The 13,545-nt window shown below is 68.6% G+C and carries 13 protein-coding genes and 1 pseudogene; 3 read left to right on the plus strand and 11 right to left on the minus strand.

The window, feature by feature from the left end; all coding sequences use genetic code 11:
* Positions 1 to 175: 175 nt before the first annotated feature.
* The gene (locus GVO57_RS06040) at positions 176 to 1,165 is read right to left on the minus strand and encodes a universal stress protein (RefSeq protein ID WP_160592403.1); all 990 of its coding nucleotides are present in this window, start codon (positions 1,163 to 1,165) and stop codon (positions 176 to 178) included.
* A gap of 45 nt (positions 1,166 to 1,210) precedes the next feature.
* On the minus strand, positions 1,211 to 1,864 hold the full coding sequence (locus tag GVO57_RS06045; RefSeq protein WP_160592404.1) for a BON domain-containing protein: 654 nt from the start codon (positions 1,862 to 1,864) through the stop codon (positions 1,211 to 1,213).
* 206 nt (positions 1,865 to 2,070) lie between these two features.
* On the opposite strand from GVO57_RS06045, the gene GVO57_RS06050 reads away from it, so the two are divergent.
* Positions 2,071 to 2,259, plus strand: coding sequence for a hypothetical protein (locus GVO57_RS06050; protein WP_160592405.1), 189 nt, complete (start codon positions 2,071 to 2,073; stop codon positions 2,257 to 2,259).
* Positions 2,260 to 2,349: 90 nt separating this feature from the next.
* On the opposite strand, the gene GVO57_RS06055 is transcribed toward GVO57_RS06050, so the two are convergent.
* The 9 genes from GVO57_RS06055 to GVO57_RS06095 form a co-directional block, all read right to left on the minus strand.
* Positions 2,350 to 3,225 (minus strand): hypothetical protein, encoded by an 876-nt coding sequence (locus GVO57_RS06055; protein ID WP_160592406.1) that lies wholly within the window; start codon positions 3,223 to 3,225, stop codon positions 2,350 to 2,352.
* Positions 3,226 to 3,431: 206 nt separating this feature from the next.
* Positions 3,432 to 4,058, minus strand: a complete 627-nt coding sequence (locus tag GVO57_RS06060) for a response regulator transcription factor (RefSeq protein ID WP_160592407.1) — start codon at positions 4,056 to 4,058, stop codon at positions 3,432 to 3,434.
* A complete protein-coding gene (locus GVO57_RS06065) occupies positions 4,051 to 5,334 on the minus strand; it encodes a two-component system sensor histidine kinase NtrB (RefSeq protein ID WP_160592408.1) in 1,284 nt (427 codons plus the stop codon). The genes GVO57_RS06060 and GVO57_RS06065 overlap by 8 nt, the downstream gene beginning before the upstream one ends.
* Before the next feature lie 115 nt (positions 5,335 to 5,449).
* Positions 5,450 to 5,626 (minus strand): hypothetical protein, encoded by a 177-nt coding sequence (locus tag GVO57_RS06070; RefSeq protein ID WP_233281502.1) that lies wholly within the window; start codon positions 5,624 to 5,626, stop codon positions 5,450 to 5,452.
* An 86-nt stretch (positions 5,627 to 5,712) separates the two neighbouring features.
* Positions 5,713 to 6,168, minus strand: coding sequence for a CBS domain-containing protein (locus GVO57_RS06075; RefSeq protein WP_233281503.1), 456 nt, complete (start codon positions 6,166 to 6,168; stop codon positions 5,713 to 5,715).
* Between the two features lie 92 nt (positions 6,169 to 6,260).
* Positions 6,261 to 7,109 (minus strand): formyltetrahydrofolate deformylase, encoded by an 849-nt coding sequence (gene purU, locus GVO57_RS06080; RefSeq protein WP_160592411.1) that lies wholly within the window; start codon positions 7,107 to 7,109, stop codon positions 6,261 to 6,263.
* Between the two features lies 1 nt (position 7,110).
* Positions 7,111 to 8,469 carry an HlyD family type I secretion periplasmic adaptor subunit gene (locus tag GVO57_RS06085; protein ID WP_160592412.1) on the minus strand — a complete coding sequence of 453 codons (1,359 nt, stop codon included), beginning with the start codon at positions 8,467 to 8,469 and terminating at the stop codon, positions 7,111 to 7,113.
* A 9-nt stretch (positions 8,470 to 8,478) separates the two neighbouring features.
* Entirely contained in the window at positions 8,479 to 10,257 is a 1,779-nt protein-coding gene (locus GVO57_RS06090) for a type I secretion system permease/ATPase (RefSeq protein ID WP_160592413.1), read from the minus strand.
* Positions 10,254 to 11,453, minus strand: a complete 1,200-nt coding sequence (locus tag GVO57_RS06095; RefSeq protein WP_160592414.1) for a helix-turn-helix transcriptional regulator — start codon at positions 11,451 to 11,453, stop codon at positions 10,254 to 10,256. Before GVO57_RS06095 ends, GVO57_RS06090 begins: the two co-directional genes overlap by 4 nt.
* Positions 11,454 to 12,078: 625 nt before the next feature.
* Here GVO57_RS06095 and GVO57_RS15250 point away from each other — a divergent pair.
* The gene (locus tag GVO57_RS15250) at positions 12,079 to 13,158 is read left to right on the plus strand and encodes a TolC family protein (protein ID WP_160592416.1); all 1,080 of its coding nucleotides are present in this window, start codon (positions 12,079 to 12,081) and stop codon (positions 13,156 to 13,158) included.
* Between the two features lie 219 nt (positions 13,159 to 13,377).
* Positions 13,378 to 13,500, plus strand: a pseudogene (locus GVO57_RS15590) (hypothetical protein); the annotation flags it as partial.
* Positions 13,501 to 13,545: the final 45 nt, after the last annotated feature.

Here is a 13,545-nt window from a genome sequence, read left to right on the forward strand (position 1 = left end):
GGGCGAAGCATCCGGCCATTGCGCGCCGGTCAGGGAAAAATATTAGGCGGGGTCATGGGGCCGGGTAATTGTGAGGTGTACTTACAGGCGGCTGGCATGAAGTGGTGCGGTGATCTGCTGTCATGTTCGCGGACATGCCGGTAAACCGCCATCGGTGCCGCCATAGGGCGGCTGGTCATGCAGGGACGGTCGCTGCCGGTGCGGGCTCGGGCACCGGCCCGTCGCCCGCCTGTGCCTTGACCAGCAGGACCGGCGTGCGCGCCGCGCCGGCCAGATGCGCTGCGACATGCCCGCAGCCCTGGCTGCCATGCCCGCCATTGCCCAGCGTCGACAGGATGATCAGATCCGCGCCGAGCTTCGTGCCGATGGCGGGCAGGCTGTCGCGCGCGTCGCCATGGCCGACATGCACCGAGGCCGGCTGGCGCGCGCACATCAGCCGGTGGCGGATCGACTGGAGATAGTCGCGCACCACATGTTCGTTGCGGGCGAGCACGCGCTCGCGCAGTTCGATCGCCGCGCGCTCGATCGGGCCGATCACGGTCAGTTCCGGGGCCGGCACGACATGCACGAGCAGCAGCTCGGCATCATGGGCGGCGGCGAGATTGGCGGCCATTGGGATGGCGCGTTCGCTGCCGAACGACCCGTCGAGCGGCAACAGGATCCGCCGGTATCGCGCGGTGGCGGGAATCTCTGGGGGCACGAGCAGCACCGACGTCCCGCTTTCGGCGAGCAGCGTCGCCGCGACATGGCCGAGCCGGCGGGGCACCTCGGGATGCGCGGCGGCGCGGGTGTAGAGCGCGACAAAGGCCGGGCGGTGGCGGGCGATCCAGCGCAGCAACTGGTCGCACGGCCGGCCTTCCAGCAGAACCGGCCGCTGCGCCCCGCTGCCCAGATCGACAAGCTTGGCATGGGCACGCTCGCGCCGCAGCGGGCTGCGCGCCGCGTCCGCAGCCAGGTCATGCGGCCGGTTTTCAAGCACATGGCCGAGCGTGATCGGGGTGCTCAGCCCGGCGGCGACCGCCCGGCCATGCGCAAGCAGCGCGCCGCCCCCGGCAAGATCGTCGAGGCAGATCAGCGCCGGTTGCGGCCCGGCCGCCATCGCCGCGCGATCACCGGGAAGATCGGCTGCCGGCACCGTGCCGGCCTGAGAAAGCGTTTGCGTCATGGCACCCGGGTCTCGCTGGAGGGGCAGGCGGCGCGCGGTTGCGGATCAGATCGCAAGCGTGATCCGGTCGTCGACCGCGCCCACGCCCGGCGTCGCCCAGGCGGCTCGTTCGGCCAGCTGGCGCTCATGCCATGCTTTCACGCGGCCGCTCAGGATCACCCGGTTGCCCCTGGTTTCGACCTGGATGGTCTCGCCGTCCGCATCCGCCTGACGCCGGATCGCGGCGACGATCCGGTCGCGCACATCCCGGGCGACGGGGGCCTTGCGGACCTCGATCAGGTTGTTGATCCCCACCACGCCGTTGATCTTGCCGGCAGCGGTGCGCGCGGCGCGGCGCTGATATTCCCAGTCGACCGTTCCGCTCAGCGTCACCCGGCCATGTTCCACCTGCACGTGCAGAGTCTTGCCGGGGATCATCACATCCCAGTCGAACAGGTCGGCGACGCGGCGGGCGATTTCTTGATCCGATGTCTTGGGATCGGAGGGGTAGCAGACCCTGATCTCCTCCGCGATGGCGCGCACGCCGGCAACCCGCCCGGCGGCTTTTTCGGCGACCATCTTTTCCGCATAGGATTTGACCTGGCCGGTGAGGGTGACCACGCCGTGGCTGACCGCGACGCCGATGCCTGCGGCATCAAGGCTCGGTTCCCATTCAAGCTCGGCCTGAACGTCGCGCTGAATGTCGGCATCCGTCTTCACGATGACCTCCCGTCTGGCTGGGGCGATGGCCGCATGGCCATTTTCCGACGGTCAGGCTGGCGCAGCCGCGATGCGGCGCAAATTGGGAATCGCCACATTTTGCGCGGCCCCGACCGCCTGTCCCATAAGCCGGCGCAAAATGGGGCACGGGCCAGCTTTCCGGGGGTGTCGCGGCCAGTTATCCACAAGCCGGGAGGTGATGGGCCGTGATCGAGCGTTTCGTGCGAAGGCGAAACATCGCCCAGTATGAGTCGATCCTCAGAAGCGAGTCGGATCCGGGCCGGCGCCGGACAATCGAATCGATGCTGTTCCAGTGGCGTGAAGAGGAACGCAGCGCCGCCCATGACGGGGCAGGCCCCGCCCCGGAACGTGAAGGCCCATTGCCCCCGGCCTGATGGCGCAGATGCGGCGGTGCCGCTTCATCGCTGCTCCGCACTGTTTCTGGATACCCGGTTTCAGGATCTTGGGGCTCAGGATAACGGGTGTCAGGATACCAGCGCCTCGGCGCGGGCGAGCTGCGTCAGATCGTTGAACAGCCGCACCAGGCTCGCCCGCGTCTTGCCCATCATGTCGATCCCCCGTTCCGACGCCAGCATCGCGCAATCAACGAGCAGGCCGTCCGGGGTGTGCCGGTAGAGGCCGGCCGTGACGCCTCTCTGGAGATGACGCCCGATCGTCGTGCTGGCGACCCTGATCTTCCCGGCCAGATCGATCGCCCGTGCGGGGCGGAGCAGCCCGCGATCGGCCAGCGCGGCGCAGGCACCGGGCGTGATGTCGATCAGCGCATCATGTCCGACCCGGCTGGTGTTGATCGTGAACACCTTGACGAACAGGATCGTCGGCAACAGGCGACGGCAGAGCATCTGCACGGACGTCAGCGTCCGCAGCGTGTGTTCAAAGGCGAGATGGCCGATCCTGCGCTGATTGGTGATCCAGATGTCGGCGCTGGCCAGCCGCTGGCCATTGTCGCCCACCAGCCCGAGCGGTTCGAGGCGCGATACCAGCGCATGGGTCGTCTTTGCGCCGGCTTCGAGATTGTCGATATATTCCGAATAGATCGGCGATGTCCGGGCGACATGGCAGCCGGTTTCGTCGACCAGGACCAGCCCCTTTTCGGCCAGCCGCATGACATGGCGGCGGGCGGTTTCGTTGGGCAGGCCGATGCCGTCGGCGATCGATCTGATGCTGAAATGTTTCCTGATTTCGCCGCGCGCGCCCGACGCATTGGCCTGCAAGATCGAAAGCAGCAGAACATAATCATAGAAATCAGTGCCATCGAGCCTCAGATCCAGCTCGCTGGAGACCAGATCGAGCGAGGCGCGGAAGGTCGATAACAGCGACCCGAACGAGATTTCCGGCATGCGTCACCCCCTGTTGACAGAGGCGCCTCCGCAAGCCCCATTTTTTGTTCGGCGACGCGCTGGATCAATAACGGAAATCCATCTTCCATGAAAGAAATGCAGGTTAGATCGGCCAAGGATCGACCTGCACCGGCATGGCCGCTCGAGGCTTTTGTTATCCCGTATTTTCTACGCTGCGGGCGGGTCCGCCCGGCCTGAACATGCTCTCATGCCTGTTCCGGCATCCGGTGCAGCCCGGCCGCGAAGGCGACGCGCAGGGCATCGGGAAAGCTGCGCGCATTGAGTTTCGCCATCGCGTGCGCGCGGTGCACCTCGACCGTTCGTGACGAGATGCCCAGATCATAGGCGATCATCTTGTTGGGGGCGCCGTTCGCCAGGCGGCGCAGAATCTCCAGCTCGCGTTCGGTCAGCGCGGCGAGCAGACGCTGTGCGTCCTCGCGCTGCAGATCGGCGGCGCAGGCGCTGGAGAGCCGGTCGAACCCCGCCTGCAGCGCGGCGAGCAGCGCGCCGCGCTCGAACGGCTTTTGCAGAAAATCGACCGCCCCGGTCTTCATCGCGCGCACCGCCATGGGAATGTCGCCATGCCCGCTCAGCATGATGACGGGCAGGGTGATGCCGCGCTCGATCAGCGTGGACAGCACCTCCATGCCGTCCGCCCCGGGCATGCTCAGGTCAAGCAGGATGCAGCCCTGTTTGAGCGTGCGCAGTTCTTTCAGAAACTCGTCGCCCGAGCCCCACAGCCTCACCTCGAAGCCCGATTTTTTGAGCAGGAATGAGGCGGAGCGGCGGAAGGATTCCTCGTCATCGATCAGGTGCACGAGCCGTTCAGCCATTCCGGACCTCCCTGGCGAGCGCGATGGTGAAGTGGAATATGGTGCCGCCGTCCGGCCGGGCTTCCGCCCAGATCCGTCCGCCATGCGATTCGATGATGGTGCGGCAGATGGCGAGGCCCAGCCCCATGCCGTTCGCCTTGGTGGACATGAACGCATCGAACAGGTGATCGGCAATCTCGGGGCTCAGCCCGTCTCCGGTATCGGCCACCGAAACGCGCACCAGGCCGCGGTCGATGACCGCGCTGGTGATGGTCAGTTCGCGCACATCCTTGCCGGCCATCGCCTCGCAGGCATTTTTCATCAGGTTGATCAGCACCTGCTGGATCTGGACACGGTCGACCAGAACCAGTGCCGGCGCGACCGTGATGCGGACGTCGAAGCCGCCGTCGCGACACCCGGCAAGGCCGATCGCGGCTGCTTCGCGGACGATCAGGCTCAGATCCTCGATCGTCTTTTCCACCTCGCCGCCTGCCGCCAGATCGCGCAGATGGCGGATGATGTCGCCGGCCCGCAGCGCCTCGGCCGCCGCCTCGCGCAGCGCCGCATCGATTTCGGCCATGTCGGCCTCGGGCGCGCTTGCCAGCATGTGGCGGACGCTTTCGACATAATTGGCGACATTGGCGATCGGCTGGTTGATTTCATGCGCCAGCGTCGATCCGAGCGCGACCATCGCGTTGACGCGCGACGCCTGGGCCAGTTCGGCCCGCAGCTCCTCCACCCGGCCTTCGGCGATCGCCTGTTCTTCCAGATCGCGGATGAAGGCGGTGAAGACGTGCTGGTCGCTCCAGTCCTCACCCAGCGTGATCTCGATCGGGAAGCGGCTGCCGTCGCGGCGCTGCGCGATCATCGCCCGGTCAAAGCCGATCAGCCGGCGTTCCTTGGTGTGCAGATAGCGACGGAGATGGCCGTCATGGTCGGCGGCGTCCTTGTGGCGCATCAGCACCGTCACGTTGCGCCCTTCAAGCTCGGCTGCGGGCCAGCCGAACATCCGCTCGGCGGCGGGGTTGACCGACAGGATCATGCCCTGCCTGTCGGCCACGATCATCCCGTCGGGCATGGTGGCGATGATCGAGCGCAGATACCTGTCCCGGTTCGGGTCCCGGTTCCGGGCCGGCGCGCTGGCCCCGGCGGGCGGCGTTGCGCGGCGACCGATGACGAATCCCGCCACAGCCGCGATGGCGGCGGCGATCAGCCGGCGCGGGCGGCCGCCATCGCCGCCATCGCCGTCGCCGGCGGCAACTTCATCGGGCGGACGGCGTTTCGGTCCGGTCACCATGATGGCGGAATGATCCCTGCGGCACGGCACGGCTATCCGCAAACTCCCTGATGTGGCGGGTGTCATGCGGCGCGTGGCGTGCCGTGCAGGGCGATGGCGCTGACGGCTGCGCGTCTCACAGCCACAGTTCGGCGCGCGCGGGGACCGCCGCCTCGGGCCGGGCAAGCAGCGCAAGGGCCAGCCGCACCTCATAGGCGTCGACAAAGTCACGGTGGACCGCCCGGACCTGCGGTGCCGTCGCTGCCGCCGCGAGCGCACGGTGCTGCGCCATGCGGCGCATGAAAAATGCCACATCGTCCATCAAGCCGCCCTCCCGATCCGGGTGTTTGCGATGCGGAGCCTGCCGATGCCGCGCCTGCCGATTCCGGGCTGTGCCGGCTAATGCGCGGCATCCATGGCCTCGGACTGGCAATGCTGGCCCCGCGCCCGGCAGATCCCGCCCACCGTCTCGCCCACGTCGCGGGCAGCGCCCTTGACGCCGGCAATGTCGGCGATCGACACGATCCCGACCAGGCCGCCCCCGTCCGACACCACCGGCAGCCGGCGGATCTGTTCGTCCGACATGGTCTCCAGCACATCGTCCAGACTGGCATCGTCGTCGCATGTCACCGGGCTGGACGTCATGACCTGCGAAATCGCCGTGCTGCCCGGCAACCGGTTGGCCAGCGCGCGGACGACGAGATCGCGGTCGGTGACGACCCCGATCAGCATGCCGCGATCAACCACCGGCAGCGCGCCCACATCCTCGATCGCCATCAGCCGCGCGGCCTCGGCAATGCTGACCGCCGGGCCGACGGTCAGCAGATTTTTGGTCATGATCTCACGCGCTTTCATGGCTTCGGCCTCCTTGCGAAGTGTGTGCCGCCGAAGGCGGTCGGCCCGGTATTCGGAATGTCCACATCCAGTCCCGCCAGCCGGGCGCGGCATCACCGGAACACGACGGTCTTGTTGCCGTTCAGCAGCACGCGGCTTTCGGCGTGCCAGCGGATCGCGCGGGCAAGGACGATGTTTTCGATGTCGCGCCCGGCTGCCGCCAGCTGATCGGGCGGCATCGCATGATCGACGCGGATCACCTCCTGCTCGATGATCGGGCCTTCATCGAGATCGGCGGTCACATAATGGGCGGTCGCGCCGATCAGCTTCACGCCATGGGCATGCGCCTGGTGATAGGGGCGCGCGCCCTTGAACCCCGGCAGGAAGCTGTGATGGATGTTGATCAGCCGTCCGGCAAAGGCCGCGCACAGCGCCGGGGACAGGATCTGCATATAGCGCGCGAGCACGATCAGCTCGGCCCCGGTCGCCGCCGCCAGATCGCTGAGCTGCCGTTCGGCCGCCGCGCGCCCGTCCGGCGTCACCGGCAGGTGATGAAAGCCAAGTCCCCTGGCCGCCACCAGCCCTTCCCAGTCGCGGTGATTGGAGACGATGCCGACAATCTCCACCGGCAGATCGCCGATGTCGCGGCGGTAGAGCAGGTCGTTCAGGCAATGGCCCGGGCGCGACACCAGGATCAGCGTGCGCGGCCGGTCGGCGGCGGCGCGGACCGCGACCGACATGCCATATTGCCCGGCGACCGGTGCCAGCGCACCGCGCAAGCCGTCGCGGCCAAGCGACGGGCTTTCGATGACGATGCGCATGAAGAAGCGGCGTGTCTGCTGATCCCCGAACTGGGCGGATTCGACGATGTTGCAGTCGAGCCCGTGCAGCAACCCGCCAACCGCGCCGACAATCCCCGGCCGGTCCGGGCAGTGGATGGTCAGCACCAGCCGCGCGGTCATCTCAATCGTCCCGGAACGCGCGCCGGAAGCTGTCGGAGACCGGTTGCAGGAAATATTGGAACAGCGTGCGCGGGCCGAGCTTGACGAACACCTCGGCCGGCATGCCCGACACCAGCTTCAGCCCGGTCACGCGCCGCAGCTGATCGGCATCGAGCAGGATCTCGGTCTCGTAATACAGCGTCCGGGTCTGTTCGTCCCAGGTGGCGTCGGCGGCGACGCGGCGCACCTGCCCGCGCAGCAGCGGGATCACCCGCGCCTTGAACGGCGTCAGCCGGACCTCGGCGTCAAGGCCGGCGGCGACCACGTCGATGTCGGACGCCTTCAGCCGGGCGACGACGACCATCGGTTCGTTGGTCGGCACGATGTCGAGGATCGGCTGGCCGGCACCGATCACGCCACCCGGCGTGACGATGCGCAGCCCGACGACCTTGCCGTCGACCGGCGCGACCACCTGTCGCCGCTGGCTGATGTCGCGCCCGGCGATCAGCTTCTGCCGCGCGCTTTCCAGCTCGGCGCGCACCGCGCGCTGTTCGAGCGCCGCGTCGCTGGTCAGCTGGCCGCGCAGAAACGCCATTTGCGCCTGGTTTTCGGCGATCGCCTTGTTGGTGCGGCCGGCGGCCCCGACCAGCTGGCTGCGCTGGCCGGCAATGCTGGTCGCCTGACGCTGCAGCGCGAGCAGCCGGGATTCGCGCTCCAGCCCCTCGGCGACAAGCGTGCGGACCTTGCCGATCTCGCCATCGAGCAGGCGGCTCTGGTCGTCGAGCGCGCCGATCTGGGCAGTGGCGCTGCCGAGCTCCGCACTCGCCCCGCCGACGCGCTGGCGGATGATGTCGATCTGCCCGGCCAGCGCCGCGCGCCTGGCGCGGAAAGCGGCGTCGGACGCGGCGATGATCGCGCGCACCGCCGGATCCCCGGCCCGTGCGGTCAGCTCGGCGGGATAGGTGATGGCGGCTGCGCCCGCCCGCTCCGCGCTCAGCCGCGCATCCTGGGCCAGCAGGCTGTCATAGCCGGCCTGAAGCGCGCTCTGCTGCGCGCCCGACTGGGTGTCGTCCAGCAGGACCAGTGGCTGGCCCGCGCGCACCTGTTCGCCCTCGCGGACCAGGATGCGCGACACGATCCCGCCTTCCAGATGCTGCACCGTCCGCCGCCCGCCGCCATCGGCGCGCACCAGGCCGGTGGCGACGGCCGCGCCCTCAAGCGGGGCGAGCACCGACCAGATGATGAAGATGCCGGCAAACATCGCGAGCGCGGCATAGCCGATCCGCAGCGCGCGGCGGTTGCGCGGGGCAAGGTCCGCGATCTCGGCACCGCGGAACAGCGATGCCAGTTCGGGGCTGCGGAAGATCGGGGGTGCGTTCATGTCCGCCTCTCAGCTGGTGACGACGGGTTCGCCCGGGCCGTGAACGGCGGCGGCGGGAACGATGGCCGGGGTGCTGGCCGGGGCGCGGACCGGCGCGCGGGGGCCGCCCAGTTCGTGCAGGATCTGCGCCGCCGGCCCGAACTTCGTCACCCGCCCGTCCTGCAGCACCAGGATCTTGTCGGCCAGCTGCAACAGGTTCGGCCGGTGCGACACAACGACCGTCGTCACCCGCCGGCGCTTCAGATCGGTGAGCGCGCGCGCCAGCGCCGCATCGCCCTGGGTGTCGAGGCTGGCATTGGGTTCGTCGAGCACGACAAGGCGCGGGTCGCGGAACAGCGCGCGCGCCAGCCCGACGCGCTGGCGCTGGCCGCCCGACAGCTGCCCGCCGCCTTCGCCCAGCACCATGTCATAGCCGTCGTCAAACTCAAGGATCATCCGGTGGCAGTCCGCCGCGATCGCCGCCTTGATCACCTCCTCGGGCAATGCCTGCTGGTCGAACCGGGCGATGTTGAGCCGGACCGATCCCGGCAGCAGCTCGACATCCTGCGGCAGATAGCCGACCCGCGGGCCGAAATCGCCGCGCGACCAGTCGAACGTGTCCGCCCCGTCCAGCCGGACATGCCCCTGCACCGGCTTGAGCACCCCGACCAGCAGCCGGGACAGCGTCGTCTTGCCCGATGCCGACGGCCCGATGATCGCCAGCATTTCGCCGGCGCTCAGGCGGAAATCGACGCCCTTCAGAATGGGGGTGCCGACGCCCGGTGCCATGAAGGTCACGCGGTCGACCACCAGATCGCCCTGCGGCTTTGGCAGCACCATGTCGGAACGGCGGATGGCGGGCAGCGCGCAGAACCTCTCCAGCCGCTGAAACGCCTGGCGGGCGAGCACGAACTGCTTCCAATAGCTCATCGAGGCGTCGATGGGTGCCAGCAGCCGCGCCACGATGATCGTGCCCGCGATCATCGCGCCGCCGGTGATCTGCAGATCGATGACCAGCAGCGCACCCGCGCCCAAAAGCAGGATCTGGATCATCTGGCGGACGAGCTTGGCTGCGGCGACGGCGCGGATCGACAGCCGGTTCGTTCGCTCCGCCGCCTCGATCTCGGCCGTATAGCCGGTCGCCCAGTGCGTGACCGTCCGGTCCGCCATGCCCATCGCGTCGATCACCTCGCTGTTGCGCATCAGGCTTTCGGCGAACTGCATGTTGGCATTTGCCAGCGCCGCGTTTTCGCGCACCCGGTTGCGCGTCGCGCGTTCGTTGTAGAGCGCAAGGGCGAACAGCGCGACCGCGCCGATCGTCGCGATCACCCCGAACCAGACATGCAGCAGGAAGATCGCGGCCAGGTAGAGCGGCACCCACAGCATGTCGATCAGGTGGAACACCGTCGGCGTGGCGGCGAAGCCCTTGACCGTGTTCAGTTCGCGCAGCACGTCGAGCTGGCGGCCGGCGATCACCAGCCGCTGTTCAAGCGCGCGCGCCAGCAGCCGCGAACCCAGATGATCGGCGAACCAGCCGGCGGTGCTGTTGGCCACCGCCTGCCGCACCCCTTCCAGAACGGCGCTCAGCAGGATCGCCAGCGACACCGCAAGCGTCAGGAAGATCAGCGTGTCCCGGCTCTGGCTGGTCAGCACGCGGTCATAGACCTGCATCATGTAGAGCGACGTGCTGAGCGTCAGCAGGTTGATGATGCCCGAAAACACGATCACCCGGCGCAGCGCGGCGCGGCACGGCCGCAGCAGCGGGGCGAGGGGGCGTTCCGGGGACGGCCGGGGGCGGGGATGGATCATCGGCCCTGCTCCATTGCAAGGATGGCGGCGGACCGGATCGGCGGCGCGAGGCCATAGACCAGCCGGGCGAGTTCGAGCTGGCGGTGAACGCCAAGCTTGTTGCGTACCCGTTTCAGATAGGTCCGCGCGGTTTCCTCGGTCAGCCCGATCCGGCGGGCGGCATCCGACAGGCTGTCCGTCGCCAGAAACGCCTGCAGGAAACGCTGTTCGGACGGCAGCAGGCCGAGCGCGCCGAGCATTTCGCCCGGCGTGTCCGGGCGGTGCGGGTCGAGGATCAGCAGCATCGCGCAGCCGTCCGCCGCCGGCGCGAGCGTCGGGCTGCCGGGAACCACGACCGCCAGTCGCCAGTCATCGACCGGATCGCCGATGCGGAAACAGCTGTGCGCCCCGTCTCCGCCGGGTGTGCCGCAGGCGCGGCGGATCGCCTCGCGCAGCGCATTGGTCTGCCCCTGTCGCGGACAGGCGATCCGGCCATTCGCCGCCTGCACGACAAAGCCGCGCCCGGCGAGCATCTCGCGCGCGCTTTCGTTGGCGAACAGCACCGTCCCGGCCTGGTCGGTCAGGATCATCGCGACCGAGACCTGATCGAACATCGCGGTCAGCCGGGCGAGCTGGCGGCCGCGATGGCTGGATTCGGCGCTGGCGAGCGCCGCGTCCTGAAACAGCGGGATCGCGTCCAGCACCTGCCGTTCCACCGCCGCGGTGAACGGACCGGCATCGGCGGTGCGCAGCAACAGCCCGGCCAGCGCGCCGCCCGGCCCGGCCGCGCGGATGACCGCGCCATAGGCGAAACGGGCGAGCAGCTGGCTCGTCTCCGCGCTGCCGGGCTGGACCGACGGGGTCTGCCACAGGCGCGCCTCGGGCCGCACGATCTGGATCAGCGGCAGGGTGAAGCTGGTGAACGGGCTGCCCGGAAACTCGTGCCAGATCCGCTCGGCCAGCCCGATCAGCGATGCGGCGCGGCGCGCGTCCTGCTGAAGCTCGTCCAGCCCGATGATGTAAAGATACCGCCCTGCACAGGCCCCGCCCGGTTCGCAGGCCCCGCTCGTTTCGCAGGAGATGACCGCCGCCTTGATGCCGAGACCCGACAGGAAATCGCGCCAGCCCGCCCGGGCGTTCAGCGTCGACTGAAATCCGTCAGGGATCCCGTCCGGACATGATGCGGCCGCCGATGGCAGGTTGCAGGCAGTATCCACCGTGCATGAACCCCTTGCTGTTTCAGTATTTTATTTGAAATATTATGTTATTGTTTCGCTGCTGCGACCGTATGTCTGGAATATCGATGTAAATAATGATTTCCGGAAAATGACAGTGCTGCCAAGGCCGGGATTTGGGCTTTGTTAGTTTTGCAGGTCTGTCGGCTCTATTGTGGAATATACGAATACAGGCGCCGGGCGGCGCCTTTTATGTCCCCGTTCAGGGATTTCGGGCCTTTTTCCGTGACCATGATCGAACCGCCGGAGTGCGGATCACGGCGCGGGTCGCAGGGTGCGCAACGGCCCGGTTTCCGACCGCGATGAAAGGGGTATCGAACATGCTGGATGGCCTGCGCCTGTTCGCTGCGGCGGGAGCCGCTCTGGTCGCAACCGCCGGTGCCGGGACGGCGCGGGCACAGGACGCCGACATGGCGGCGCTTGCCGACGATATGCTGGCCACCAATCCGACGGTGCTTGCCCAGCGCGCCGCCGTCGACGCGCTCGCCGCCCGGCTGCGGGCGGCGCAGTCAGGCTATCTGCCGTCATTGCAGGCCAATGCGCTGTCGCAGCGGCGGCAGCTGACCATTCATGGCGGGCGGGCGACCAGAGCTTCACCATCGGGCAGGTGGATGTCGAGGCGCGGCTGCCGCTGTTCGACGGGTTCCGGACGCCCAATGCCGTGCGGCAGGCGCAGGCCGAACTCGAATCGGGGCGCGCCGCGCTCGAGGCGACGGTCCAGCAGGTGCTGCTCGACCTGCTGACCGCGGCCGCCGACGCCCACCGGGACCGTCGCATCCGCGCATTTGCCGAGGAGCAGGCGCGCGCGGTTGCCGACCGGCTCCAGTCGACATCGCGGCTGCTTGAGCTGCGCGAAGCGACGGTGACCGACCAGAGCCAGGCACAGGCGCGACTCGCGGTGTCCGAGGCCAATGTGCTGGCGGTCGAGGAGGCGGTCGCCGCCAGCGCGGCGGCGTTCGCGGCGGTGGCCGGCCGCCCTGCGCTGGTCGTTCCGGCGCTGCCGGACCTGCCGCCGATCCCGCCCAATCTCGACGAAGCACGGCAGCTGGCCGAATCGAGCCCGGTGGTGCGCGCCGCGCGCGGCACTGCCGCCGCCGCGCAAAAGGCCGTGGATGTCGCCCGCGGTGCGTTTGCGCCGCAGGTCGATCTGGTCGGCGGCTATGAGTTTCTGACCGGCGGCGTCGCCAATCTGTTCATCGGGCGGCTGCCCAATGACCGATCGGCGGTTTATGGCGGCGTCGAGCTGCGCGTGCCGCTGTTCCAGCAGGGGCGCGAATATGCCGAGCTGGCGCGTGCGCGCGCGGTGCGGGCGCAGCGCCAGCAGCAGATCGCCGCCTCGCTGCGCGAAACGGTGCGCGACGTTGAGACCGCCTGGGCGCGCTGGACGGCGGCAACCGGCACCATCGCCGCCGCGCACCGGGCGGTGCTGGCCCAGGAACAGGCGGCGCAGGGGGTGCGGCGGGAAGCCGTTGGCGGCGGTTCGCGCACGCTGATCGACGTGCTCGATGCCGACAATGAACTGCTGGCGGCGCGCGCGGCGATGGAGCGCGCCGTGCGCAACGAATATGTCGCGCGCGCCACCGTGCTGGCCGCGACCGGACGGCTGGCGCTGAAGCGCCCCGCTGGCGGCAGCGCGCGCCTCGACACGGTGCCCGCTGCTCCCATTCGGGGACAGTCAAGCAACTGAAAACTATTGCGGATTGTCCCCATCAAGGAATGTCGGGGCGTCCGGTTCGATCCTAGTTCAGCGGTGTGAGGGCGTCCCGCTCTCATCCGGGGCGATGGTCCTGAACGGCCGGCTCCGGCCCAAAGACGGAGGATCGACATGGTAGCTCCAACTGCGCCCAAGGCGGCAACCGCGCGCGCCCAGGTGATCGGCACCGCCCTTGCCGAAACCATCGACCTGATGACCAGCAACACGACGGCGGCGCTGCCCTATAACGCCCGCGCCGGCGGCGGGGACGACCGGGTTTTCGGCAACAATCTGGACAACGACCTGTATGGCGATGGCGGCAACGACGTCGTGATCGGCCGCCACGGCAATGACCGTGTGGAAGGCGGTGCCGGCAACGAC

Origin of the sequence: Sphingomonas changnyeongensis (assembly GCF_009913435.1) — a bacterium.
In the GTDB taxonomy this organism is placed as follows: Bacteria; Pseudomonadota; Alphaproteobacteria; order Sphingomonadales; family Sphingomonadaceae; genus Sphingomonas_B; species Sphingomonas_B changnyeongensis.